Below are 23,126 nucleotides of genomic sequence, written 5' to 3'. Positions count from 1 at the left end.
GATCGTTGCAGGTCATCGCCGCCGCGCCCAAGCTGATGGCCGAAAGCCGGGCCGCACGGGATGAACCGATGAAGACTTCGATTGCCACCGTCTCGATTTCGGGCACGCTGCGCGAAAAGCTGCCGGCGATCGCCGCCGCGGGCTTTGACGGGATCGAGATCTTCGAGCAGGACTTCATCACCTCGGACCTGTCCCCGCGCGAGGTGGGGCAGATGGTGCGCGACCACGGGCTCATCATCTCGCTGTTCCAGCCCTTCCGCGATTTCGAGACCCTGCCCGAGCCGCTGCGCAGCCGGGCCCTGGCACGGGCCGAGCGCAAGTTCGACCTGATGGCGGAGCTGGGCGCGCCGCTGATGCTGGTATGTTCTTCGGTCCACCCGGCGGCGCTGGGGGGCATCGACCGCGCCGCCGACGACCTGCGCGCCCTGGGCGATCTGGCCGCCTCGCGCGGCCTGCGCCTGGGCTATGAGGCGCTGGCCTGGGGGCGGCACGTATCCGATCACCGCGACGCCTGGGAAATCGTGCGCCGCGCCGATCACCCCGCGGTCGGGCTGATCCTCGACAGCTTCCACACGCTGGGCCGGGGGATCGAGACCGACTCGATCCGCTCGATCCCCGGCGACCGCATCTTCTTCGTCCAGCTGGCCGACGCGCCCGCGATCCCGATGGACCTGCTGTACTGGTCGCGTCATTTCCGCAACATGCCGGGCGAGGGCGATCTGGACGTGACGCGCTTTCTGCGCTCGGTGCTGGCCACGGGCTATGACGGGACGCTCAGCCTCGAGATCTTCAACGACCAGTTCCGGCAGGGGCTGCCCATGGGGGTGGCACGGGACGGATACCGCTCGCTGGTGGCCGCGCTGGACGCCGTGCGCCGGGCCGAGCCGACGCTGGCCGTCGACTTGCCCGCCTTTCCGCCCCCCGCGGCGGCAGACGGGGTCGAGTTCGTGGAATTCGCCACCGCGCCCGACGAGGCTGCCGCGCTGGCCGCGGCGCTGGCCCAGGCGGGGTTCACCCGCGCCGGCCATCATGTGTCCAAGCCGGTCGATCTGTGGCGCCAGGGCGGCATCAACATCCTGGTCAACACCTCGGCCGAGGGCTTTGCCCATGCGGCCTATCTGTCGCACGGCACCACGGTGGCCGAGATCGCGATCAGGGTGCCCGATGCCGCCGCCTGTTTCACCCGCGCCCGTGCCCTGGGGGCACAGGTGCACGAGGCCGCGGTTGAGGCGACCGAGCTGACCATCCCCGCGATCCGCGGCGTGGGCGGCAGCATGCTGCGCCTGCTGGACGCGGGCGAGAACCTGGGCCGCATCTGGGATATCGACTTCGACGCCGGGCCTGGGGCCTTTGCCGGCGCCGGCCTGACCCGGATCGACCATATCGCGCAGACGATGGGCCCGGACGAGATTCTCAGCTGGTCGCTGTTCTATGGCACGCTGCTGGATGCTGCGCCGGCGCCCCTGGTGGATGTCGCCGACCCGGACGGGCTGGTAAAAAGCCGCGCGATCCGCAGCGGCGGCCTGCGGGTGACGCTGAACGGCACCTCGGCCCACCGCACCCTTGCCGGACGCTTTCACCAGGACAGCTTCGGCGCGGCCGTGCAGCACCTGGCCTTTGCCACCGACGACATCTTTGCCAGCGCCGCGCGGCTGGCCGATCTGGGCTTTGATGCGCTGCCGATGGGCGACAACTATTACGACGACCTGCTGGCCCGCCATGGCCTCGACCCGACATTCGCCGCCCGGCTGAAGGCGGCGCATGTCCTTTATGACCGCGACGAGGCGGGGGGCGAGTTCTTCCAGCTTTACGGCAATGCCCGGCCCGACGGGCTGTTCTTCGAGGTCTGCGAGCGCCGCGGCGGCTATGACGGTTACGGCGCGCCCAATGCCCCGTTCCGCATCGCCGCCCAGAAACGCCGCCTGCGGCCCTATGGCATGCCCGCGCGCTAGCGACGTGCCGCCTGGGAGAGCGCCTTGATGCGCCGGCCGGACGACCCATCGCCGCGGGGAAGGCCGAGCTTGATCGGGGCGGCGCAGGCCTGGGCAGGAAGGGCGCCCCCAAAGCCCGCCGCCATCAGCCCTGAGCAATGGCTAGGCCCCGCGATCTCGCCTTCCCGCGGCCGATCCCGGAAGCTCTAGCGCGAACACCGCCCCGCCCCCCTCGCGCGCGGCATAGCTGACATCGCCGCCATGCGCATTGGCCAGGCTGCGCACCACCGCCAGCCCCAGGCCGCTGCCGCCGCTGTGCTTGCCGCGCGAATCCTCGGCCCGCCAGAACCGATCGAACACCCGCCGCGCCTGCGCTTGGGCCAGGCCGGGGCCGCGATCCATGACGCGCAGGATCGCCGCGCCGTCCTCGGTTGCGGTTTCGACCCGTATCCCCGCGCCGCCATAGCGGCGGGCATTGTCCAGCAGGGCATACAGGATCTGCCGCAAGCGGACCGGGTCCGCCTGCGTCATCGCGGGCCGCAGGTCGGTCTCGACCCCCTCGTCAAGGCATGTGTCGCGGACCAGATCGGCCAGATCCAGCGGCTCGCGGTTGAGGGTGAAGCGCCCGGCATCGGCCAGGGTAAGCAGGCTCAGATCGTCGATGATCCGGTGCAGCTGGGTGGTCTGGATCAGCAGCGCGCGCACCCCTTCGGGGTCCAGCGGAAAGATGCCGTCCGCCATGCCGTTCAGCCGCCCGATCAGCACCGTCAGCGGTGTGCGCAATTCATGCGCGATGGCGGCATTCGTTTCGCGCAGTTCGCGCTCGGCACGGGCGATCTCATCGGCCATGGCGTTGAAATTGCGCTGAAAGCCGTCGATCTCGGCCACGCCCGAGGGCCGCGCGGCCGCCCGCGAAGCCGTGTTGCCGGCGGACAGCGCCTCCAGCGCGCCGGCCACCGCGTCGAGCGGGCGCATCAGCCGGCGGCTGTGGATCATGCCGACCAGCCCGCCCGCCAGCGTTCCCAGCAGGATCGCCACCGGCATCACCGCCCGCACCTGCCAGCTTGTGTAAAAATCGTTCAGCGCGTTCGCCATCGCCACGCTGATCGGCCCGTCGCCGCGGTATTCGGCCAGCAGCGCGGGCGGCAGGCCGGCCTCGAACCGGTGATAGTTCCACCAGTCGCCGGCCATCACCACGGCGAACATCGCGCCCACCGCCACCAGCACCGACAGGCCAGCAACGCGGAACAGATAGCTCGACAGCCGCTTCACGGATCGAGCCGGTAGCCGAAGCCGCGCAGGTTCACCACCCGCGGCCCCGCCCCCACCGCCGCCAGCTTGGCCCGCAGGTGCGAGATGTGGCTGTCCACCGTCCGCTCCAGCGCGTCGCTGTCATCCATGGCGGCATCGAGCAGCTCGCCCCGGCTGAAGGCGCGGCCGGGCTGGCCCATCAGCACCGACATCAGGCGATATTCGCTTTCGGTCAGCGCCGCATCGACACCCTCCGCCGTCACGCGCCGGGCAAGCGGGTCCAGCAGCAGGTTCCCGACCCGCATGCCCGCCTCGGCCGCGGGGCGCATGCGGCGCAGGACGGCGGCCACGCGGGCGACGATTTCCTTGGGATTGAAGGGCTTGGTCACATAATCATCGGCGCCGATGCGCAGGGCCGACAGCTTGTCCACATCCTCGGCCAGCGCGCTGACCACGATCACCGGCAGGCTGTCGTTCCTGGCCCGCAGCGCCGACAGCACCTGAAAGCCGTCGCGCCGCGGGATGTTCATGTCAAGCAGCATCAGGTCGGGGCGCAAGGTCTGCGTCAGGGCCAGGGCCTGTTCGCCGTCGCGGGCGGACAGGGTGCGATAGCCTGCCGCCTCGAGATAGCGCGACAAGATCAGCGCGATCTCGGCCTCGTCCTCGACGATCAGGATCAGGGCATGGGGGTTGGCGTCCATCTCTCTCTCATATGGCCGGTGCCGTGGGCGCGCCAGCCGCGGCGGCGCATCCGGCGACCGGGGGCGGCAGGGCATCGTTCAGCGCGGCGGCGGCGCGGAAGGCCTCGGCGCGGGCGCGGTCTATGTCGCGCTGCGCGGTGGCGACGGCGCGCTCGGCCTCGGCCAGCTCCAGCGCGTCGGCCTCGCCCGCTACCTGCCGCGCGCGGACGCGGGCTAGATCGGCACTGGCATTCTTCCAGCCCGACAGCGCGGCATCCAGCCCCGCCTCGGCGGTCTGGCGGGCCGTCACGGCCTCAAGCGCGGCGATCTCGGACTGGTTACGGGCGCGCAGCCAGTCGATCTCAGCCTGCGCCACCGACAGCCGGGCCTTGTCCAGGTTGCGCCGCGCCGCGCCGTTGTCGAGGATCGCGCCTTCGAGCCGGACAGCGTTTGTCACCGCCGCCCCGTTGCCCGCGACCAGCCCCGCCAGCGTCCTGGCCGTCGCCGCGATCGAGGAGGTCACGACCAGCCGCGGCCGGGATGCGGCCAGCGCCTCGGCGCGGGACGCATCGGCGCGGGACGCATCGGCGGCGTGAAACCGCAGCCAGGCCGCGTAGACGCCGGGCACCGCCTGCGTAGCGGCCAGATCGGTGCGCGCCGGCACCTTGGGGCGCGCCGCCCCCTTCAGCGCGATGGCGGGGGGGATCGTCCGCACCCCCAGCGCGCGCAGCCGCGCCTCGGCCAGCGCCGTCCGGCCCGATGCACCGGCGGCATCGGCGCGGGCGCGCACCAGGGCCTGTTCGCGCGCGGCGATGTCGGTGCCGGTGATCTCGCCCGCCGCTCGGCGCAGCCGCAGGAGCGACAGGGATCTTTCCTCGGCGGCAATGTCGCCGGATGCGCGCGCCGCCTCGGTGCGCGCCTCGGCCAGCGCGACCCAACCCTGCGTCACCTCGCGCGCCAGCGTCCGCCGCGCGATCAGCAGGTCAAGCCCGCTGGCGGAATGTTCCAGCATCGCCGCCCGCAGCGCCGCCTCGAACTTGCCCGCGAGGTCAGGCTCGAACCGAAGCGAGGCGTTGAGCGCCAGCGATGTCCGCTCGGCCGAGCCATCGGCCGAATGGCCAAGGCCGCGATCCGCCCGGGCCTGATCCAGGGCCAGATCGGCGGCCCGGAACCGCGCGCGGGCCGATGCCGCGTCAAGCCCGGCGGCATCGGCCTCGGCCAGCATCCGCCGCAGCCCCCCGTCGCCGAAATCCATCGTCCAGACGGGCGCCGAGGCGAGCTGAAAATCGGCAAGGCGCTGCGCCGTCACCGGCTTGCCGTCCAGTTCGGGCAGCGCGGCGCAGGCCGAGCACAGCAGGGCGGCGGACAGGGTCAGGGCAGGAAACAGTTTCATCGTGCGATCCTTGCAATCAGGCGTTGTCCCAGAACCAGACGGTCGACCTGGTCCCTGGGGCCGTCCAGCCGGACGGAGATTTCAAGCGTGCGCGCCTCGTCCCCGCGCGCGGCCGACTGGCCGGCGGCGGCAAGGCTGCCGAACACCGGCGCCACGCGGCTGACGGTGCCGGCGATGCGGCTGCCGTCGTCACGCTCGCGGATGATCTCGGCCCTCTGGCCGGGATGGACGAGGCCGACGAACTGCTCGTCCAGTTGCGCCTTCAGCACGCGCGGGCCGTCGGGGGACAACAGGAACATCTCGGTCACGGTGCTGGTCGAGGTGCCGTCGCCGGGCCGCGCGCTGCGGCGCACGATCACCCCGTCCACCGGCGCGGACGATGCGGGCATCGATCTCGGCCTCCTGCACCTTCAGGCGTTCCTCGGCCAGCGCAAGGCTCTGGGCGGCGATGGTGACCTCCATGGCGGCGATCGCGGCGGCGCGCCTGGCCTCGTCGATCTGCCGCCTGGGCAGGGCATCGGCGCGGGCCAGAGGCGCAAGGCGGGATCGGTCGTCGGCGGCATTGCCGGCCCGCAGCTTTGCCAGGTCCAGTTGCGTGCGGGCCTGCCCGACCTCGGCGCGCGCGATGTCCAACTGCACCTGCGCCGCCTTGTCATTGAGCCGTGCCAGCTCCTGCCCGGCGGTGACGTGATCGCCCTCCTCGACCAGCACCGCCTCGATCAGCCCCTCGCGCTGCGCCGCCAGCCGCATCAGGCCGTCCGAGGGCTCGACCACGCCGCGCGCGACCGCGATCCACTGGCCTGCCGGCTGTTCGAGCGGCGCCGCCCCGCCATCCTGCGCACGGGCCGGGCGGGGCGAGAAGAAGATGCCCAGCAGAAAGATCACGAACAGGCACAGGGCAAAGGCGTATTTCATCGGGCAACCTCGGTTTCGATGCGGTCGATCCGGCCGGCCCGCATGTGATAGATCCGGTCGGCAAAGGGGCTGAGCCTGTCGTCATGGGTCACGCAGATCACGGTGACGCCATGTTCGCTGGCAAGGCGGCGCAGGTGGCGGCTGACCATCTCGCCATTCTCGGTGTCGAGCGCGCTTGTCGGCTCGTCGGCAAAGATCAGTCGCGGCTGCTTGGCCAGGGCGCAGGCGATCGCCACGCGCTGCTTTTCGCCGCCTGACAGCGCATCGGGGCGCAGCGCGGCACGGGGCCCCAGGCCCACATCCGCCAGCGCGGCCATCGCCCGCTCGCGCGCCTGCCGCGCGGGGATGCCCATATGGCCCAGCACCAGTTCGATCTGCTCATGCGCCCTGAGGGCCGGAAACAGGATCGAACCCTGGAAGATGAAGCCCATATGCTTGAGCCGAAAGGCATCGCGCGCGGCGGGTTTCATCGCCCAGAGCCGTGCGCCCAGCGCATCGACCGTGCCCGCATGGGGCGCGGTCAGCCCCGCGAGGATCGCCAGCAGCGTGGACTTGCCGCAGCCGGACGGCCCCTTGACCAGCGACAGCGCGCCGCGCGGCAGTGCGATGTCAAGGCCATGCAGGATCTGCACGGCCTTGCCGCCCTTGCCGAAGGCTTTGGACAGGCCCGTGCCCGACAGGACCGTAAGGGTCGGATCATGCATCATGGATCACCGCAGCAGCGAGGCCGGATCGGCGCGACGCAGCCGGCGCAGCGCGAACAGGTTCGATACGACCACCGTCAGCGCCAGCCCGGCCCCCACGGCACCCGCCAGCGGCAAGGGCATTTCCGAGGCAACGCCCCGCAGATGCAGGAACCACAGCACCGCGGCCGAGGCGGCGGCGGTCAGCGCCAAGGCGGCGGCGCAGACATAAAGGCCCTGCTTCATCACCACCCGCTGCACCGAGCGAAAGCCGATGCCATAGGCCCGCAGCGCCGCATATTCGCGCATCGCCCCCGCGACAGCGGCGCCCAGCGTCTGGCTGACCACCATCAGCGTGATGACCAGCGCGATGGCCGAGGAAGCGAGAAACAGCGTCCCCGCCCCCGATTCCAGCGCCCAGTAGCGCACGGTCGAGGCAGACAGCTCGCCGGGCGGCCAGACCCGGTATTCGGGAATGGGCACCACATCGGTCAGCCGCCGCGCCACCGCCTCGGGGTCGGCGCCGGGGCGCAGCCTGACGAGGTAGAAGGCCGGGGCGCCGCCCCCCGCCCATGCCGTCGGCAAGATCGCGCGCCGTCAGGTCCGAGGCCAGCAGCTGCACGCCGAACAGCGCCTTGACGCCATCCAGCAGCCCGACCACGCGAACCGGGCTGCGGTTGACCTTGATCCGCCCGCCGATGCCCACGCCCAGTCTTCGCGCATCGGTCCTGTCCAGCGCCACGGTGCCCGGCTCGGCCAGCCTGCGGCGCAGATCGGGGCTGACGGCGCGCGACAGCACCATGCCCCCGTCGCCGGTGCCAAGGGCCAGGACCGTGCCGAACTCGCCGGTTTCCTCGGTCTCGCCGATGGTCACATAGGCGGGCGCGCCATAGGGCTCGATCGTGGCGATGTCTGGGTCAAGCCACAGACGGCCGACCGCCAGCATGGACAGGCCCCGGCTCTGGTCCAGGGCCTTGGCGTCGGCCGGCCCGACCCACAGATCGGCGGCGCTGAGCCGCACCGGCGCGGCCGACAGCGAGAACGCCCCCATCGCCAGCGCCGCCTGCGCGACCATCATCAGGCCGGAGATGCCGACGGCGATCACCACCGGCAGATAGCGCCGCCAGCCATGCAGCACGGATTTGAGGGCAAGGTTGATCATGCCCTGCCCTCTCGCAGCCGATTGTCGAGAGAGCGTGGAGAGACTGTGGCCCAGGCGTGGCCGCCGTCTGGCGGCCCGGCGCCCTGCATGCGGCGATCTTGCCGCGCGGGCCGCCGCCCTGCACATCTCTGCGGGGCCCCAGGACGGGCCGCGGGGCATTGCCCGTCGCGGCGCGCAAGGCGCCCCGCACCGGCGCCAGAGGGCTCAGCGATCGGGCAACTCCGCCTCGCCTGCCGGGCGCCGCGGGTCCGGGGGGCGGCGGGCCGCCCCTCGAGCTGCCGCGTGGCGCAGCCCCGTCAGTTGCCGGGGGTCAGGGAGATGACCTTTTCGGCCGCTGCCTCGACGGCCTGCCGCGAATAGACCAGCGGGGCATAATCGCCCGCGGCCCACAGCGGCGCCAGATCGCGGTAATGCGCGCTCATCGGATCGCCCGACTGGCCGGGCGTGTTGATGAAGCGGCTTGCGTCCCAGTTGCCGACATCCAGCACCATGCGGAACGAAGCGCCCGAGGTGACCTCGAACTTGTCGTTATAGCTGGCGGCCCGCGGGCTGAAGGCCGATCCACCCATCGACAAAGGCCCGACGTTCAACTGGCTGGCAAGACCGGGCCGGGCCAGCGACGCGACCGAACTGGTGAACTTGCCCTTGTGCAGATCGCCCCAGCGCCAGGCCTTCTGGTCCGGCCCCAGCGCCTCTGTCACCTCGGCGACGGCGCCTGCCAGGGCCTTGGCGAGGATCTCGTCCCGCGCCTTGGCGGGGTCGGCCCCCAGGCGGCCATCGGGCGCGTCGAGCAGGTCGACGATCGAGGTGATCGCCCCGCGGCCCAGCAGCTTGGCCATGTCATCGCCGACCAGGCGCGGCCCGGCGGTCTTGACCAGATGCTTGCTGAGCAGCACCTCGGCGACCGCGGCGGCGGCGCTGTCGGCAGCCGTCACCCCGTCCCATCCCTGGATCAGGGCCAGCGCGTCGCGATCGGCCTGCGCCGCATCATCGGGCAGGGTCAGGCCCTTGAACAGGGCGACCATGCGGCGCTGGACCATGCTGTGATCATCGTTCTGCAGCGCCATCGAATCCGCCAGCGACACCTTGTCATCCTTGGACAGCACCTCGGTGATGCGGTCGAAGCGGGCCGGGTCGGACCATTCGAAGCCGACCTTGTTCTCCTTGTAGGGATAGCCCTCGGGCAGGTTCATCTGGTTGGCGGTGGCAAAGAACCCCTCGGGCGGGTTGTAGACCGAGGGCAGCTTCTTGCGGTCGAGGAACTCCCATTCATAGCGCCCGTCGCCGGGCACCGGCAGCAGCCCGTCCCAGTTCTGGCGCAACGGCGACATGGCGCCGACGATCCAGCCGATATTACCCTCGGTATCGGCATAGACCTGGTTCTCGGACGGCGCCGAGAAGCGCTCCATCGCGGTCGAGAACTCTTCCCAGTTCCTGGCGCCCATGTAGTCGACCGACCCGAAATAGGCCGAGGTGCCCGGCTCGAACCACACGCTGCGGAAGGCATAGGCGCGGTGGTTGGCCTCGTCGACCTTCAGGACCGGACCGTGGCGGGTGAACTTCATCGTCACCTTCTCGGGCTGGCCGTCGCGGACGGCGACGGTGTCCTCGATCACCTCCATGTCGGCCCAGCCGTCCTTGTAGCGGTACTGGTTGGGGTTCTCGGGGTTCAGCTCATAGACATACAGGTCTTCCTGATCGACGGCGAAGATCGTCAGGCCAAAGCCGATCTTGCCGTTGTGCCCGATCGAGATGCCGGGCAGCGCCGGCTCGCCCGCGCCGATCACCGACATGCCGGGCCCGTTCAGGTGCACGACATAGCGCAGCGAGGGCACGCCATGCGCCCGGTGCGGGTCATTGGCAAGCATGGGCCGCCCGGTTTCGGTGCGGCTGCCGGCGATGGTCCAGTTGTTCGACCCGATTTCCTGCACGTTGGCCGAGGTGACGCGCAGGAACGACGCCGGGTCGGCATCGGACCGCTTGTCGCCCGAGGACTGGTTGTTCTCGTGCGTCGGCGCAGGCCCGGCCGGCGCTGCGGCGGCGGGGGCGGCATCTGCCGCCGGGGCTGCCGCCCCTGCGGCCTGGGCCGGCGCAGCGGCGGGTGCCGATCCCCCGGCGGGCTTGGCCGCCGCATCAGGGGCCGGCGCGTCAGCCTTGGCGGCATCTCCTTCGGCCTTGGCCGCCTCGAACTTCACGTTCTGGGTCGCCAGTTCATAATCCTTCAGCACGTCCTCGGGGATGGTGCAGGGGTCGAGCCCCTCGGGGATGGACGGCGTCCATTCGGGTTCGAGCTTCTGGCGCAGCCGGTCGGCCTCAAGCCCCTTGGCGCAGGTCATCCGCGCCCGCGCCACCTCGGAACTGGCGTTGCGCGTCAGGCCGTGGCTGCGGATGCGCACCACGTCCTCGGGCGACCACAGCTCGGGCCTTGATCCGGTCAGCTCGAACTCGACGGGCAGCGGCTGGCGCGCGTCCAGCACCTGCTGGACATAGGCGTTGATGCCGGCGACGAAGGCCTCGGCATAGGTCTTGCCGTTCGGGCCATAGGCGGCCCATTCCTTTTCGATGTCGCCGCGATAAAGGAACATCCGCGCCGCGCGGTCCTGCGCGACGAAGGACTGGCCAAAGCTTTCCGACAGCCGCCCCAGGCCGCGCTTGCGCCACAGGTCGATCTGCCACAGCCGGTCGCGCGCCGCGTTGAAGCCCTGAAGGAACAGGGCGTCGCGGTCGGTGCCGGCATAGATATGCGGCACGCCCCACTGGTCCACGATGATCTCGGCCGGCTGTTCCAGCCCGGCCACGCTGGCCTGCTCGCGCCGCACCGACGAGGGCAGTTCGGCACAAGCGGGCCAACCGGCCAGGATCAGTCCCAACCCGAACAGGCCGGGTGTCAGCATCGTCTTCATGGGGATCTCTTCTTGCTGTGGTGAAAGGGAATGTCAGCCCGGCCCGGCGGGGATGGGCGGGGCAAGATCGTCGATTGCCTCACCCGGCCGGGCGCTGCCGCGCCGGATGCCGCCGCCGGCCTTGCCCGGGTCCGCAGGCGCCGCATCGGCGGCAGGGCCGGACCGGACCGGGCTGAGCCCCGGAAAGCCTAAGGCCGCCAGTGCAAAACCGGCCGGGCTGCCGCCCAGCAGCATCACGATCAGCAGTGACGTCATGACAGTGGCAATCATTCGCAGGCTCGGCCTGCATGGGCGTTTTGACGGGGATTGCCTGCTGCGGCCTCTCCGCCAGCCAGGGGGGCGGCGGGGGCCAAGCGGATCAGGCACATCACATGGCGCAGCGCGACATCGCCGACGATCAGCCGCGTCGGCAGGCCCAGGTCCGTGCCGGCGATCGGCTTGCCGGCCCTGCCCATTGCCACGGCAAGGCGTCGCTGGGCCTTCGTCAGCGCATCCCTGTCTGGAAACCGTGGGCAATGCGCCGGCCTGTGCGGGCGATTGCCGCCGTAACCCCGGCCTCGCAGTCGGCAGGGCGATCCAGCTGAGCGCGAGTGACGGGCACGATCTGATCTATCAGGATGCGATGGAATGAAGCCTGCCGCCGCGGCTTTCCTCGTCCTGTCGGCCAGATCCATCGGCAATGGGTGGATTTGCCCGGCGGGCGCATCGGCGCGGATGATGCCCTGCATGAATTGGCAATGCCGCCGGCTGGGAAAATGGCCGCTCAGCGGGGCCAGCTCGCGCAGATCGCCGCGCAGCCCCGAGGCTTTGATCAGGTTGAAGCTGCTGGACCGTGGCCGGACCCATTCCTCGCCGAGGCGGGCGATGGTCGGCGGCCCCTGCAGGCGGCGGAACAACCCGGACAGGTCAGGAGACGGGGAGACTTGCTTCACGATCATGAATCGCAGTCCATGATAATGACCGCATGTTTGTCAAAGCGATTTCACGAACGACTGCCCTTACCTGACCTATCTGAAGGAAAGCTGCCACGACCGCCTGAACCTGCACCAGGGCCATGGAATCCTGAAGCTTCTCGAGACTCTGTTCGGGCGGGCACAGGAGATCGGCTGAACGACCTGACCCCGCGCAAGGCATCAAGCCCGCGCCAAGGCCGCTACTGGCCGCAGCAGGCTGGCGATGATCCGCAAGTCTGCGGCCCAAGCAAAACCCAGCAAGCGCAAGCACGGAACGCGCCGGGATCACGATTGGAAAGTGGTAAACCGCGCTGGAAACCCTGAGGAGGCAGCGTGTGGTCAGCGGGGACAGACCCGGCAACCATTGACCTCAACAAGAAATCATGGTGCCCGGAGGCGGATTCGAACCACCGACACGCGGATTTTCAATCCGCTGCTCTACCAACTGAGCTATCCGGGCGCCGGCGGGGTGGTGCCCCGCAGGTGGGGCGTTCCTAGACAAGGCGCGCGGCGCTGTCCAGAGGCAAAACGTCATTCCCCGCGCTCGCGCAGGCCTTCACCCTGGCTGTCGGAGGAAAGGCCGCAGGCCGGCTCGCCGGGAATGGCATAATCGCCGCGCAGCCAGCGGGCGAGATCGAGATCCGCGCAGCGCCGCGAACAGAAGGGGCGGTATTTCGTATCGGGCGGGCGCGCACAGACCGGGCAGCGCATCAGTCAGTTCCCGCCGCGGCGGCGACGGCGGCCAGGGGCACGCGGTCGCGCTTGCGGTTCAGCTCGAACAGCCCCATCGCCGTCCACCCGATCAGCACCGTCTCGGTTCCCTCGGCCTTGAAAGCGGCGCGCAGCACCTGTTCGATGGTGCCGCGCTCGCGCTTGGGGCTGGGGGCAAAGTCGATGACCACCTGCCCGCCCAGGCCGCGCAGCCGCAGCTGGCGCGGCAAATCGCGCGCCAACGCGATATTGGCCTTGAGCGCGGCGGCCGGCGTCATGTCGCGCCCGGTATTCACGTCCACCGCAACCAGCGCGCGCGTCGCCTCGATCACCGCAAAGCCGCCGCCCGGCAGGTCCAGCTCCTCGTCCAGCAGGGCGTCGATCGCGGCGGCCACGCCATGCGCCTCGAAGCTGTCATCACCCTGATCGATCGAATCAGGGGGCGGGTCGGCCCAGTCCGTCCAGGCCGCCCGCCAGGGAAGATCGGCATCGACCAGCAGCTCGGGACGGCCGGCGGCATCCGCCATCACCTCGGCGGCCAAGGCGGCAAGGCCGGCGGCCTCTTCGGCGATCTCTGCCTCATCGGCGCCGGCCGCCGCGCTGCGCATCACCAGGCCGAGCATGGGGGGATCGCCGGCCTGCGACAGCGCGGCCTGGCCCAGCTCGGCCAAGCGGGTGCGGCGGGCCTCGTCCCGAATGCGGCGCGACACGTTCACGCCGGGCGCGCCCGGCGTCGCCAGCGCGGTCTGACCGCGAAAGATCACGCGCTGGGTCACCGGAATCGCCTTGCCATCCTCGGGAACGCCCGTGACCTGAACGATCAGCGCCTGCCCCTCGGATAGCCCCTTTGCATCGCGCAGGAAGCCGCGCTCGCCATCGGGCAGGCGGACAAAGACGCCGCCCTGTCCCTTGACCAGCCGATCCACCACCGCCCGGCAGATCGCGCCCGGCGGCAGCGGCGTCAGCGCCGACAGGTCGAACAGCAGATCCTCAAGCCGCCCGTCCACCATCAGCGCGGCAGCCTCCTCGCCCCAGTGGCGGCCCAGAACGACCTGGCGACCCTTCATGCGCGCTCATCCCCATGGGGCGTGATGCCGGCCCAGGCCAGCAGCGTTGCGGTTTCAGCCAGGGGCAGGCCGACGACGGCGCTGAACGATCCCTGGATCCAGGGGGCAAAGGCGCCGGCCCGGCCCTGGATGCCATAGCCGCCAGCCTTGCCGCGCCATTCGCCCGAGGCGACATAGGCGGCAATTTCGGCGGGCGGCAAAGGGCGGAAACGGATTGTCGTATCCACCAGCCGATGACGCGCCTGCCCGCCCGCCAGGACGGTGACGGCGGTCAGCACGTGATGGCGGCGGCCCGAGAGCAGGCGCAGAAAGGCGCCCGCCTCAACCTCATGCGCGGGCTTGCCCAGGATGCGCCGCCCCGCGACGACCGTGGTATCGGCCGCCAGCACGACGGCGGGCCCGCCCCCATCAGGAACGGCCGCGCCAACCGCGGCGGCCTTTTGCGCGGCCATGCGCGCGACGTAATCGCGCGGCGGCTCGTCGCGGCGGGGGGTTTCGTCGATATCGGCGGGAACGACCGCATCAGGCACGATGCCGATGCGGGCCAGCAGTTCCAGCCGTCGCGGGCTGGCAGAGGCCAGCACCAGCCGCGGCATCCTGCCTTCGTCACTTGAAGCGGTAATTGATCCGCCCCTTGCTGAGGTCATAGGTGTTCATTTCCACCTGGACCTTGTCGCCGGCCAGAACCCGGATGCGGTTCTTGCGCATCTTTCCTGCCATATGCGCGATGATCTCATGGCCGTTCTCGAGCTCGACCTTGAACGTCGCGTTGGGCAGGAGTTCCTTCACGACGCCGGGGAATTCGAGCATCTCTTCCTTGGCCATGATCTCTCCTGTAGGGCGTCCGCGGGACGGCGGACCGATGCGATATGCCGCCAAACCCCGCGTTTTTCAAGAGGCACGGCGCGATGCGGCAGGCGGCGCGGCACGGCGGGCGGGGACGGGGCGCGATGCTGCTCACGAAAAAATCACGCAGCTTTTGATCGGATCACGCGATTGTCCAAGGAACGACAGGCGGGCAGTGTGGTTTGCTGTGCAACGCCCCGCCATGGCGGGCTGTTCGCGCCCCTGGGCGCAAGCCCGCCCCCAAGGATCAGGAACCGCCATGCGCCGCATCTTTCGCGACACCACCGCCCTTACCGTCGCCCTCAGCCTTGTCTTGCCCTCGATCAGCCTGGCGCAGCCGGTCACCGCGCAGGCCGCCGCCCCGGCGGGCGATGGCCCCGCACGGCTGATCCTTGCCCAGGCCGGCGGCAATCCCGTCGTTGTCGTCCCCGCAGATGAGGGCAAGGGCAGGGGCAAGGCCGAACCCGAGGCGCGGCAGAAGGCACGGGAAAAGGCCGAGCAGAAGGCCGGAAAGGCCCAGCCCGGCGCGGCCGCCGACCCCAAGGATGGCGGCGCGGAAAAACGGGCCGAACAGCAGAAGGCCGAGCGGGCGCGCAAAGCCGAATCGCAGGACAGCAAGGCCGAGGCGAAGCGCAAGGCACCAGCCGAACCGGGCCGTGATGCCGCGCCAAAGGCGGCCGCCACCCTGCCTGCAGCAGAAGCCGGGCGCACCCCCGGCGCCGACAGGAAGCTGCAATCGGGCGGGGACGAGCCGCGCAAGGCTGACAAGGCGGACAAGGCGGACAAGGCTGACAAGGCGGATCACGACAAAGGCGATCCGGCGCGCAAGGATGCCGAGACCAGGGCCAAAGCAGCCGCACAGCAGGACCGCGACAAGGCGGACCAGCCCGCCGCCGCCCGCAGCGTGGAAAAACAGCCGAAGCGGCAGGACGGTGAAAAGCGGGATGCCGAACGGCGCGGCCCTGCCCCGGTCGTCGTCACGCCGGGCAAGGGCGCCGCAGCGGACCGCGCCCCGGCAGAGGCAGGAAAGGCCGACGACATCGCCCGCGCCCTGGCCGAACGGCAGGGCAAGGGCGCAGGCGCGGCCGATGGCGAGGGAAAAACCGGCCCGGTGATCGTCCCGGCGCAGGCGGACAAGGCCAGCCAGAAAGCCCCCGGCAAGGCGCAGGCCGAAGGCAAATCGCCCGAGGACATCGCCCGCGCCCTGGCCGAGCGGCAGGGCAAGGGCGCAGGCGCGGCCGATGGCGAGGGGAAAACCGGCCCGGCGATCGTCCCGACGCAGGCAGACAAGGCCCCCGGCAGGGCGCAGGCCGAGGGCAAGTCGCCCGACGAGATCGCCCGCGCCCTGGCCGAACGGCAAGGTCGGGCGGCGCCTGTCGTGATCCCGTCAGGGCCGCAGAATCCCGGCCGGAATGATGCAGGGCCGGATGGGAAAGGGCCGGCGGCCGATCCCGGCAAGGGCAATTCCAGGCAGGCAGACCAGGGGCAGGCCGGCGCCCCGGTGATCGTTCCGGGCAATCCGGGCAATCCGGGCCGCCAGGACGCGGCTCAGGCCGCGCTTGCCGAGGCGCAGGCCGCTGCAAGGGCCATTCCCGAGGCACGCGCGCGCAAGACCGATGCCGCGCTCGAGGCGGCTGCGGCGGCGGCCGTGCCCGCGGCGGCGGCCCTTGTCGGGGGGGCTGCCCCGGTCGTGGTCGGGGACAAGACGCAGGTCACGCGCGAGAACAGCCGCGATGCGACCGAGGACTTTGCAACGGACCTGAACGGCCGCGCGCGCCGCGCGCTTGATGATGCGGCCGCCGCGGCGGCGGCAGGCAAGGGCCGGGTCGTGACCGGCGGGGGCGATCGCTACCGGGACGGCTCGGACCCGGTGGTCGTCGGCGGCCGCGATGACCGCGGCTGGGACAGCGACGGCCGCAGGAACGACCGGAACGACCGGAACGACCGGAACGACGACGGGAACGATCTTGAAGACGCGCTCAAGGGCATCGTGCTGCCGGCGCTGGCGGGGATGGTCGTCGGGAAGGTGCTGTCCAACAACCGCGCGGTCGCGCTCAACACGGGCGACCGGGTCGTGGTGACGCGCCGCGATGGCAGCCAGGAGCTGATCAAGGACGACAACGCCCTGCTGATGCGCCCCGGCTCGACTGTCCAGAACGAGCAGTTCGCCGATGGATCGTCGCGCACCGTCGTCACCCGCGAGGATGGCAGCCAGGTCGTGACCATCCGCGATGCCGACCTGCGCGTGCTGCGCCGCACCGTGATCCGCCCCGACGGCACCACCACGGCGCTGATCGACGAGACCGCGGCGGTCAGGCCCGTTGACGTGGCGACCCTGCCCGCGCCCGCCCAGCCCGCGGCGGTCCCGCCCGGCCAGCCGGTTTCGGACCTGGCCCTGCGCGAGGCGCTGCGCCGGGAAACCGCGGTCGGGCGCACCTTCACGCTGAGCCAGATCCGCAATATCCCCGAGGTTCGCGCCCTTGTCGCGCCCGTGGACATCCAGTCGATCACCTTCGACACCGGATCGGCCGCGATCAAGGCCGACCAGGCCCAGTCGCTAGCCTCGCTGGGCCGGGTCATCACCGACAGCATCCGGGAAAACCCTGCCGAAATCTACCTGATCGAAGGGCATACCGATACGGCCGGCGGCGATGCGACCAACCTTGCCCTGTCGGACAGGCGCGCCGAATCGGTGGCGCTGGCGCTGACCGAATTCTTCCAGGTTCCGCCTGAGAACATGGTCGTGCAGGGTTATGGCGAGGCCTTCCCCAAGATCGCACGCGAAGGGGATGTCCGCGCCAACCGTCGCGCCACCGTCCGCCGCATCACCGATCTGCTGGCGCGGAACTGAAGACAGGCCCGAGGGCTGCGCGCCGTCGCAGCCCTCGGGTTCCGGGCGCGCCTCGGGGGCGCGGCCTCGACTGGAACAGGCGCCGCCCTGCCCCTTGCTGCGAATACAGGGCCAAAGCCGCGGCCTGTCCACAGGTGCCTTGTCAGCGGCATGGCGCCTCCAGGGCAAGGCGCCGCCCGCGTGCCAGGCCATGGCACCTCCGCCGCTCCGCCCCTTTTGGCCCGCGCCCGGTCTGCGGCGCTCTCTCCATGCCCGGCCCAAGGCCCGGCATCGGCACCGATCAGGCCTGCAGATCCAGCGTCATGTCGCGGTGAGGGATGCCGGCATCGTCATATTCAGGCCCATAGGCCGCAAAGCCCAGCCGCTCGTAGAAGCCGATGGCATGGGTCTGCGCGCCAAGGCCGGCCATGCGCACGCCGCGGGCACGCAGCTCGTCCAGCGCGGCCCGCATCAGCGCCGCCCCTGCCCCCGTCCCGCGCGCCGCGCGGAGCACCGCAACGCGCCCGATCTTGGCCTTGTCGCCGTCGATCAGCAGACGGGCAGTGCCGATCGGCCGGCCATCCGCGGCGGTCGCCAGCAGATGAACGGCGTCGGCATCGTGTTCGTCCCCTTCAAGTTCGGCCGGAACCTTCTGTTCCTCGACAAAGACCTTGATGCGGATCGCCATGCAGGCATCCAGGTCGTCGGTGACGGTGATCTTCATGCGAAATACCGTGTCAGGATGGCCTGGTAGATGTCCTTGAGCTGGCGGACCTGATCGGCCGGCACGCGCTCGTCCACCTGATGCATGAAGGCGCCGACCAGCCCGAATTCCAGCACCGGGCAGTGATCCTTGATGAACCGCGCATCCGACGTGCCGCCCGAGGTGGACAGCACCGGCCGCATGCCCGTGCTTTCCGCCACGACGCCCTGCACCATGTCCACGAACGGCCCCGGCGCGGTCAGGAAGCTTTCGCCGGACACGAACACCTCGACGTTCATGCGCACGCCGGTTTCCGCCTCGACCGCCGCGGCGCGCTCGCGCAGCATGGCGGTCAGGCTGTCGCCCGAATGGCTGTCGTTGAAGCGGATGTTGACCACCGCCGTCGCCTTTTCCGGGATCACGTTGGACGCCGGGTTGCCGCAGTCGATGGTGGTGACCTGCAAGCCCGACGGGTCGAAATGCCCCGTCCCCTCGTCCAGCGGCTGCGCCGTCAGCCCCGCCAGCAGCCGCACCAGCGCATGCAGCGGGTTGTTGGCCCGGTGCGGATAGGCGGCATGGCCCTGTTTTCCGATGGCGGTGAAGGTCGCCGTCAGGCTGCCGCGGCGGCCGATCTTGATCATCTCGCCCATCACTTCGGGGTTGGACGGCTCGCCGACGATGCAGGCATCCATGCGCTCGCCCGTCTCGCGCATCCAGTCCATCAGGGCGATGGTGCCGTCGCGCGAGACGCCCTCCTCGTCGCCCGTGATCGTCAGGATCACGGCACCCTCGGGCGGCGGCGTCCGGGTCACGAAGTCGATGGCCGCGGCGACGAAGGCCGCGACGCCCGATTTCATGTCGGTGGCCCCCCGGCCCCAGATCATGCCGTCAACCAGCGCCCCCGAAAACGGCGGATGCGTCCAGCTTGCCGGATCGCCCGGCGGCACGACATCGGTATGCCCGTTGAAGCCGAAGCTGCGCGCCGCGCCCCGCTCGCCCCAGCGGGCGAACAGATTGGGCGTGCCAGCCCTGTCCACGCGGACCGTGTGAAAGCCCGCATCCCGCAGCAATCCGTCAAGCAGCGTCAGGGCGCCGCCTTCCTGGGGGGTGACCGAAGGGCAGCGGATCAGGCGGGCGGTAAGGTCGGCGGCATCTGTCGTCATCATCATCCCATCATCAAGGACCGGCGCACGAGGTTCAGCCCCGTCAGCACCAGAAGAACCAGCGTCCAGCGCCGGAATTGCGCCACGTCCAGGCGGTCCTGCACGGCAAAGCCCATCTGCATGCCCGCAAAGGCCGGCACGATCATCAGCGCCGACAGCGGCAGCGTCTGGGCGTTCAGCACGCCCGAACGCAGATGCGCCAGCGTCAGCGCCGCCGCCCCCAGCAGGAACACGACCCCCTGCACGCGGATCTGTTCCTGCTTGGGCGCCCGGATGGCCAGCAGATAGACGATCAGCGGCGGCCCCCATATGCCCGAAATGCCGCCGTAAAGCCCGCCGATGATGCCGCTGGAGATCTCGGCGGCACGGCGGTGGCGCGGGGCCAGCCCCACATGCCCACCGGCCAGCTGCCACAGCGCAAAGACGGTGATGGGCAGGCCCAGCGCCAGATACATCAGCCAGGGCGGCAGGATGCGCGCGAAGGGGGCCGAGACGAAGATGAAGACCGCGACCATGGCGATGTGCCATTTATAGCGGCGGGCCGAATCCAGCGCCGCGGGCAGCCCCTGCCGCCCGGCCTGCTGTATATTGGTCGCCAGCGTCGGCAGGATCAGCAGCGCCAGCGCCATATGGGCCGGCAGGAACGATCCGAAGGCCGACATCATGATCATCGGCATGGCAAAGCCGATCGCGCCCTTCACGAACCCGGAAAAAAGCGTGACGGCAGCCGCCATCATGACTGTCTGGGGATCAAGGCCGAACATCCGCGCCAGCCTAGCCGCTGCGCCGGCAAGGGCAAGGCCCGCCGGCATCCGGCCCGCCCGTCCGGGTGGCTGCGCAACTATCCTGCGCAGGCGGATGCGATTACTGCATGTTCGTTGCGCTGCGCCTGCGAAGGCCTTACAAGGATGGGTGACACCTGCGACAGGATCATTCCGCGATGTTCGATGCCCCTGCCCTGCTGACCGCCGCCGCCGCCCGCGCGGTTCTGCCCGAACTGGACACCTTGCTGGACCGCGCCGCCGAGGCGCTGCGATCGCGCGTCGGCGGCAGCAGGATCGATGCCGCCGCGCTCGAATGCGAACAGCACGCGGCCCATGCGCTGTCCTGGCTGGCGACCTATGTCGAATCGCTGCGCCAGCTTGCGGCCTGGGCCGATCGCCTGGGGGACGCCTTCGGCGAGATGGAAGGGCTGATCCTGACCATCGGCTTTGGCGAATACCTGACGCAGATCGCCGGCGGCATCCCGATGGCGCAGGCCGAATTCGCCCGCCTGTCCGATCTGGGGATCGACTGGCAGCCCACGGACGCCGCCCGCGCGGCGCTGGGCGGCAACAGCCCGGCCGCGCGCCGGCATCTGGTCCGGCTCATGCAGGATAATCAGGGCCGCGCGACCTTCGGCAATGCGGGGCTGGACGCGGATCTGGACATGATCCGCGATCAGTTCCGCCGCTATGCCGACGACAAGGTGATCCCCCATGCCCATGGCTGGCACCTGCGGGATGTGCTGATCCCCCAAGAGATCATCGGCGAGCTGGCCGAATTGGGCGTGTTCGGCCTCACCATCCCCGAGGAGTATGGCGGGCTGGGCCTGACCAAGGCCTCGATGGTCGTGGTCAGCGAGGAGCTGTCGCGCGGCTATATCGGGGTCGGCAGCCTTGCCACGCGCAGCGAGATCGCCGCCGAACTGATCCTGTGCGGCGGCACCGAGGAGCAGAAGGCGAAATGGCTGCCGGCGCTGGCCTCGGGCGAGATCCTGCCGACTGCCGTGTTCACCGAGCCCAACACCGGCTCGGACCTGGGATCGCTGCGCACCCGCGCGGTGCGCACCCCGGACGGGTGGGAAATCACCGGCAACAAGACCTGGATCACCCATGCCGCCCGCACCCATGTGATGACGCTGCTGGCGCGCACCGACCCGGACAGCACCGACTGGCGCGGCCTGTCGATGTTCCTGGCCGAAAAGACCCCCGGCACCGACGACAATCCCTTTCCCACCCCCGGCATGACGGGCGGAGAGATCGAGGTGCTGGGCTATCGCGGCATGAAGGAATACGAGCTTGGCTTTGACGGCTTCAGGGTCGGGGCCGACAACCTGCTGGGCGGGCAGCCGGGACAGGGCTTCAAGCAGCTGATGCAGACCTTTGAATCCGCCCGCATCCAGACCGCCGCCCGCGCCGTCGGCGTGGCGCAGTCGGCGCTGGAGATGGGGATGCAGTATGCCCAGGATCGCAGGCAGTTCGGCAAGGCGCTGATCGAGTTTCCGCGGGTGGCCGACAAGCTGGCGCTGATGGCCGTGGAGATCATGATCGCCCGGCAGCTGACCTATCATTCCGCCTGGGCCAAGGACCATGACAGGCGCTGCGATCTTGAGGCGGGGATGGCCAAGCTGCTGGGGGCCCGCGTGGCCTGGGCCGCGGCCGACAACGCGGTGCAGATCCATGGCGGCAACGGATTTGCCTTGGAATACCCGATCAGCCGGGTGCTGTGCGATGCCCGCATCCTCAACATCTTCGAGGGGGCTGCCGAAATTCAGGCGCAGGTGATCGCGCGCCGCCTGCTCGGATGATCGCGGCGTTGCCCCAAAGGCACGGCCCTGTGGCAGGAAAGCCGCCTCGCGCTGGCGTGCATGGACTTCGCGCCGCGCAGATGTCATCGGCGGCGGGAAAGTTTCGAGATGTTCGTGGGGAATGTTGTCATGATCTCTGTCGTCCGCGCCGCTGCCGCCGCGGCCACCCTTGCCGCCCTCGCCTCATGCGGTCCCCAGCAGCCCGCACCGGGGGACGAGGGAAAGGGCTTTGAAGGGGGCATCCCCTTCGGCACCTATACCGTCGTCGGCTTTGGCAAAGAGGCCGTTCCGACCCGCGATGCGACCATCCGCCTGACCAAGAACGCCTTTTCGGGCAACGGCCCGTGCAACACCTATACCGGGGTGAATGCCGCCACGCTGCCCGCCTTCCAGGTGTCCAACATGACCTGGACCGACAATCCCTGCGGGCACAAGGGCTTTGAGGGGCGCTTCCTGAACGCCATCACCCAGGCGAATGAAATCGAATGGGCAGGCGGCGTGCTGAAGGTCAAGAGCCCGCTGGGCTGGATCACCGCCGAGCGCACCGGCGACTGATCGCACGGCCGCGCGGCAGGGGACAGGCCGCCGCCGCGCGGCCCCTTTCACGGCGGACCGCCGGACCGGGGCCCTGCCCCGGACCCCGGGATATTTCCGTGCAGAAGACGCTTGCCAAGCCGCGCCGCCAGCCGCGAGCGCGCCGCCGGCACCGGGCGGCCGACATGGCTTTCGGCCACGCGGCCCAGGAAATGGCCGCTGAGCGCCAGCGCCTCGGCCATGCCCCCCGCCGGGCCGTTCAGCGGCGCAGGCAGCGGGATCAGCCGGGCAGCCCAAGCCCCCGCGCCCTCGGCCGTCACGGCATGGCCGGTCCGGGGCGAGACATAGGCCAGCCCCGCGCGCGCGCCCGTCACCGCGCAGCGGTCCAGCGACAGGCCGAAGCCAAGCTCGTCGAGCAGCAGCAGCTCCCAGCGAAGATAGTCGTCCGCCCAGCCGGCGCCCGCATCCATCGCGTCAAGCAGCGCCTCGGTCGCGTCGCTCAGCCGCGGATGCGGGTCGCGGTCGGGCAGCGCCCAGGCGATCAGCGCCGTCACCGCGTTCAGGCCCGCCAGCGCCAGCCCGTCCGCCATCAGGCCCGGCCGGGCGCGCACCGGCTCGATCGTCAGGCCGCCCAGCTGGTCGTCCAGCCGCGCCCGCCATCGCACCGCAAGACGGCTGCCCGGCTGGGACATCGCCGCGCGCCTGGGCGATGCCCCGCCCGGCACGATGCCGCGGATCAGCCCCGCATCGCGTGTCAGCACGGTCAGGATGACCGCATGTTCGCCATGCCTGCGCCGCGCGATCACGCTCGCCTCGCCCGCCCATTCCATCC

Annotated in this window: 24 protein-coding genes and 1 tRNA gene; 7 read left to right on the top strand and 18 right to left on the bottom strand. The window is 70.3% G+C overall.

Going from position 1 to position 23,126, the window contains the following annotated elements; all coding sequences use genetic code 11:
• Window positions 1-68 precede the first annotated feature (68 nt).
• Window positions 69-1,952, top strand: coding sequence for a bifunctional sugar phosphate isomerase/epimerase/4-hydroxyphenylpyruvate dioxygenase family protein (locus tag B0A89_RS08870; RefSeq protein WP_085378859.1), 1,884 nt, complete (start codon window positions 69-71; stop codon window positions 1,950-1,952).
• 141 nt (window positions 1,953-2,093) lie between these two features.
• Here the strand turns inward: B0A89_RS08870 and B0A89_RS08865 are convergent, their stop codons facing one another.
• Genes B0A89_RS08865 through B0A89_RS08850 form a run of 4 tightly spaced genes read right to left on the bottom strand, consistent with a single transcriptional unit; the run spans window position 2,094 to window position 5,563 of the window.
• Window positions 2,094-3,203 carry an ATP-binding protein gene (locus B0A89_RS08865; protein WP_085377830.1) on the bottom strand — a complete coding sequence of 370 codons (1,110 nt, stop codon included), beginning with the start codon at window positions 3,201-3,203 and terminating at the stop codon, window positions 2,094-2,096.
• On the bottom strand, window positions 3,200-3,883 hold the full coding sequence (locus B0A89_RS08860; RefSeq protein WP_085377829.1) for a response regulator transcription factor: 684 nt from the start codon (window positions 3,881-3,883) through the stop codon (window positions 3,200-3,202). The genes B0A89_RS08865 and B0A89_RS08860 overlap by 4 nt, the downstream gene beginning before the upstream one ends.
• A 7-nt stretch (window positions 3,884-3,890) precedes the next feature.
• On the bottom strand, window positions 3,891-5,255 hold the full coding sequence (locus B0A89_RS08855) for an outer membrane factor lipoprotein domain-containing protein (RefSeq protein WP_085377828.1): 1,365 nt from the start codon (window positions 5,253-5,255) through the stop codon (window positions 3,891-3,893).
• Window positions 5,252-5,563, bottom strand: coding sequence for a hypothetical protein (locus B0A89_RS08850; RefSeq protein ID WP_169712113.1), 312 nt, complete (start codon window positions 5,561-5,563; stop codon window positions 5,252-5,254). Before B0A89_RS08850 ends, B0A89_RS08855 begins: the two co-directional genes overlap by 4 nt.
• A gap of 1 nt (window position 5,564) precedes the next feature.
• On the opposite strand from B0A89_RS08850, the gene B0A89_RS15480 reads away from it, so the two are divergent.
• Entirely contained in the window at window positions 5,565-6,218 is a 654-nt protein-coding gene (locus B0A89_RS15480) for a hypothetical protein (RefSeq protein ID WP_240558479.1), read from the top strand.
• On the opposite strand, the gene B0A89_RS08840 is transcribed toward B0A89_RS15480, so the two are convergent.
• Entirely contained in the window at window positions 6,167-6,874 is a 708-nt protein-coding gene (locus tag B0A89_RS08840) for an ABC transporter ATP-binding protein (RefSeq protein ID WP_085378858.1), read from the bottom strand. The two genes, B0A89_RS15480 and B0A89_RS08840, sit on opposite strands and share 52 nt — an antisense overlap.
• A gap of 6 nt (window positions 6,875-6,880) precedes the next feature.
• Complete coding sequence (locus B0A89_RS08835; protein ID WP_085377825.1) at window positions 6,881-7,438, bottom strand: FtsX-like permease family protein; 558 nt, start codon at window positions 7,436-7,438, stop codon at window positions 6,881-6,883.
• Window positions 7,439-7,551: 113 nt separating this feature from the next.
• Between B0A89_RS08835 and B0A89_RS14650 the strand changes: the two genes are divergently transcribed.
• Together B0A89_RS14650 and B0A89_RS14645 are read left to right on the top strand one after the other, a co-directional pair.
• Window positions 7,552-7,731, top strand: a complete 180-nt coding sequence (locus tag B0A89_RS14650; protein ID WP_157115298.1) for a hypothetical protein — start codon at window positions 7,552-7,554, stop codon at window positions 7,729-7,731.
• Window positions 7,732-7,797: 66 nt separating this feature from the next.
• On the top strand, window positions 7,798-7,971 hold the full coding sequence (locus B0A89_RS14645) for a hypothetical protein (RefSeq protein WP_157115297.1): 174 nt from the start codon (window positions 7,798-7,800) through the stop codon (window positions 7,969-7,971).
• 340 nt (window positions 7,972-8,311) lie between these two features.
• On the opposite strand, the gene B0A89_RS08830 is transcribed toward B0A89_RS14645, so the two are convergent.
• From B0A89_RS08830 to infA, 8 genes are all read right to left on the bottom strand, one after another.
• Window positions 8,312-10,909: a penicillin acylase family protein gene (locus B0A89_RS08830; RefSeq protein WP_085378857.1), complete on the bottom strand. Its 2,598-nt coding sequence runs from the start codon at window positions 10,907-10,909 to the stop codon at window positions 8,312-8,314.
• 42 nt (window positions 10,910-10,951) lie between these two features.
• Complete coding sequence (locus tag B0A89_RS08825; RefSeq protein ID WP_085377824.1) at window positions 10,952-11,173, bottom strand: hypothetical protein; 222 nt, start codon at window positions 11,171-11,173, stop codon at window positions 10,952-10,954.
• A gap of 11 nt (window positions 11,174-11,184) precedes the next feature.
• Window positions 11,185-11,856, bottom strand: coding sequence for a hypothetical protein (locus B0A89_RS14640; RefSeq protein ID WP_157115295.1), 672 nt, complete (start codon window positions 11,854-11,856; stop codon window positions 11,185-11,187).
• 399 nt (window positions 11,857-12,255) lie between these two features.
• Window positions 12,256-12,331, bottom strand: a tRNA-Phe gene (locus B0A89_RS08815).
• Window positions 12,332-12,402: 71 nt separating this feature from the next.
• Window positions 12,403-12,582 (bottom strand): DNA gyrase inhibitor YacG, encoded by a 180-nt coding sequence (locus tag B0A89_RS08810; RefSeq protein WP_085377822.1) that lies wholly within the window; start codon window positions 12,580-12,582, stop codon window positions 12,403-12,405.
• Entirely contained in the window at window positions 12,582-13,649 is a 1,068-nt protein-coding gene (locus tag B0A89_RS08805; RefSeq protein WP_085377821.1) for a ribonuclease E/G, read from the bottom strand. The genes B0A89_RS08810 and B0A89_RS08805 overlap by 1 nt, the downstream gene beginning before the upstream one ends.
• Window positions 13,646-14,245, bottom strand: a complete 600-nt coding sequence (locus B0A89_RS08800; protein ID WP_085377820.1) for a Maf family protein — start codon at window positions 14,243-14,245, stop codon at window positions 13,646-13,648. Before B0A89_RS08800 ends, B0A89_RS08805 begins: the two co-directional genes overlap by 4 nt.
• Window positions 14,246-14,255: 10 nt before the next feature.
• Window positions 14,256-14,474: a translation initiation factor IF-1 gene (gene infA, locus B0A89_RS08795; protein ID WP_085377819.1), complete on the bottom strand. Its 219-nt coding sequence runs from the start codon at window positions 14,472-14,474 to the stop codon at window positions 14,256-14,258.
• A gap of 280 nt (window positions 14,475-14,754) precedes the next feature.
• Between infA and B0A89_RS08790 the strand changes: the two genes are divergently transcribed.
• Window positions 14,755-17,346: an OmpA family protein gene (locus B0A89_RS08790; RefSeq protein WP_085377818.1), complete on the top strand. Its 2,592-nt coding sequence runs from the start codon at window positions 14,755-14,757 to the stop codon at window positions 17,344-17,346.
• A 280-nt stretch (window positions 17,347-17,626) separates the two neighbouring features.
• Here the strand turns inward: B0A89_RS08790 and B0A89_RS08785 are convergent, their stop codons facing one another.
• The 3 genes from B0A89_RS08785 to B0A89_RS08775 are packed head-to-tail and all read right to left on the bottom strand — an operon-like array spanning window position 17,627 to window position 19,955.
• Entirely contained in the window at window positions 17,627-18,049 is a 423-nt protein-coding gene (locus B0A89_RS08785; RefSeq protein WP_085377817.1) for a GNAT family N-acetyltransferase, read from the bottom strand.
• Entirely contained in the window at window positions 18,046-19,191 is a 1,146-nt protein-coding gene (gene dapE, locus B0A89_RS08780; protein ID WP_085378856.1) for a succinyl-diaminopimelate desuccinylase, read from the bottom strand. The genes B0A89_RS08785 and dapE overlap by 4 nt, the downstream gene beginning before the upstream one ends.
• Window positions 19,192-19,193: 2 nt before the next feature.
• Window positions 19,194-19,955, bottom strand: coding sequence for a sulfite exporter TauE/SafE family protein (locus tag B0A89_RS08775; RefSeq protein ID WP_085378855.1), 762 nt, complete (start codon window positions 19,953-19,955; stop codon window positions 19,194-19,196).
• Between the two features lie 176 nt (window positions 19,956-20,131).
• Here B0A89_RS08775 and B0A89_RS08770 point away from each other — a divergent pair, with 176 nt between their 5' ends.
• Together B0A89_RS08770 and B0A89_RS08765 are read left to right on the top strand one after the other, a co-directional pair.
• Complete coding sequence (locus B0A89_RS08770; RefSeq protein WP_085377816.1) at window positions 20,132-21,760, top strand: acyl-CoA dehydrogenase family protein; 1,629 nt, start codon at window positions 20,132-20,134, stop codon at window positions 21,758-21,760.
• Window positions 21,761-21,889: 129 nt separating this feature from the next.
• A complete protein-coding gene (locus B0A89_RS08765) occupies window positions 21,890-22,315 on the top strand; it encodes an META domain-containing protein (RefSeq protein WP_169712152.1) in 426 nt (141 codons plus the stop codon).
• Between the two features lie 47 nt (window positions 22,316-22,362).
• Here the strand turns inward: B0A89_RS08765 and recO are convergent, their stop codons facing one another.
• The gene (gene recO, locus B0A89_RS08760; protein WP_085377814.1) at window positions 22,363-23,124 is read right to left on the bottom strand and encodes a DNA repair protein RecO; all 762 of its coding nucleotides are present in this window, start codon (window positions 23,122-23,124) and stop codon (window positions 22,363-22,365) included.
• Window positions 23,125-23,126 lie beyond the last annotated feature (2 nt).

Origin of the sequence: Paracoccus contaminans (assembly GCF_002105555.1) — a bacterium.
GTDB classification, from domain to species: domain Bacteria; phylum Pseudomonadota; class Alphaproteobacteria; order Rhodobacterales; family Rhodobacteraceae; genus Paracoccus; species Paracoccus contaminans.
The sequence above is the reverse complement of the archived record's forward strand: the minus strand, read 5'-3'. Positions and strand labels throughout refer to the sequence as shown.

What these genes read in the sequence shown, in the direction of transcription:
- B0A89_RS08870 (WP_085378859.1), top strand. Translation starts at nt 69, where the DNA reads ATGAAGACTTCGATTGCCACCGTCTCGATTTCGGGCACGCTGCGCGAA.
- B0A89_RS08860 (WP_085377829.1), bottom strand. Translation starts at nt 3,883, where the DNA reads ATGGACGCCAACCCCCATGCCCTGATCCTGATCGTCGAGGACGAGGCC.
- B0A89_RS08855 (WP_085377828.1), bottom strand. Translation starts at nt 5,255, where the DNA reads ATGAAACTGTTTCCTGCCCTGACCCTGTCCGCCGCCCTGCTGTGCTCG.
- B0A89_RS08840 (WP_085378858.1), bottom strand. Translation starts at nt 6,874, where the DNA reads ATGCATGATCCGACCCTTACGGTCCTGTCGGGCACGGGCCTGTCCAAA.
- B0A89_RS14650 (WP_157115298.1), top strand. Translation starts at nt 7,552, where the DNA reads ATGCCCACGCCCAGTCTTCGCGCATCGGTCCTGTCCAGCGCCACGGTG.
- B0A89_RS14645 (WP_157115297.1), top strand. Translation starts at nt 7,798, where the DNA reads ATGGACAGGCCCCGGCTCTGGTCCAGGGCCTTGGCGTCGGCCGGCCCG.
- B0A89_RS08830 (WP_085378857.1), bottom strand. Translation starts at nt 10,909, where the DNA reads ATGCTGACACCCGGCCTGTTCGGGTTGGGACTGATCCTGGCCGGTTGG.
- B0A89_RS08825 (WP_085377824.1), bottom strand. Translation starts at nt 11,173, where the DNA reads ATGACGTCACTGCTGATCGTGATGCTGCTGGGCGGCAGCCCGGCCGGT.
- B0A89_RS14640 (WP_157115295.1), bottom strand. Translation starts at nt 11,856, where the DNA reads ATGATCGTGAAGCAAGTCTCCCCGTCTCCTGACCTGTCCGGGTTGTTC.
- B0A89_RS08810 (WP_085377822.1), bottom strand. Translation starts at nt 12,582, where the DNA reads ATGCGCTGCCCGGTCTGTGCGCGCCCGCCCGATACGAAATACCGCCCC.
- B0A89_RS08805 (WP_085377821.1), bottom strand. Translation starts at nt 13,649, where the DNA reads ATGAAGGGTCGCCAGGTCGTTCTGGGCCGCCACTGGGGCGAGGAGGCT.
- B0A89_RS08800 (WP_085377820.1), bottom strand. Translation starts at nt 14,245, where the DNA reads ATGCCGCGGCTGGTGCTGGCCTCTGCCAGCCCGCGACGGCTGGAACTG.
- infA (WP_085377819.1), bottom strand. Translation starts at nt 14,474, where the DNA reads ATGGCCAAGGAAGAGATGCTCGAATTCCCCGGCGTCGTGAAGGAACTC.
- B0A89_RS08790 (WP_085377818.1), top strand. Translation starts at nt 14,755, where the DNA reads ATGCGCCGCATCTTTCGCGACACCACCGCCCTTACCGTCGCCCTCAGC.
- B0A89_RS08785 (WP_085377817.1), bottom strand. Translation starts at nt 18,049, where the DNA reads ATGAAGATCACCGTCACCGACGACCTGGATGCCTGCATGGCGATCCGC.
- dapE (WP_085378856.1), bottom strand. Translation starts at nt 19,191, where the DNA reads ATGACGACAGATGCCGCCGACCTTACCGCCCGCCTGATCCGCTGCCCT.
- B0A89_RS08775 (WP_085378855.1), bottom strand. Translation starts at nt 19,955, where the DNA reads ATGTTCGGCCTTGATCCCCAGACAGTCATGATGGCGGCTGCCGTCACG.
- B0A89_RS08770 (WP_085377816.1), top strand. Translation starts at nt 20,132, where the DNA reads ATGTTCGATGCCCCTGCCCTGCTGACCGCCGCCGCCGCCCGCGCGGTT.
- B0A89_RS08765 (WP_169712152.1), top strand. Translation starts at nt 21,890, where the DNA reads ATGATCTCTGTCGTCCGCGCCGCTGCCGCCGCGGCCACCCTTGCCGCC.
- recO (WP_085377814.1), bottom strand. Translation starts at nt 23,124, where the DNA reads ATGGAATGGGCGGGCGAGGCGAGCGTGATCGCGCGGCGCAGGCATGGC.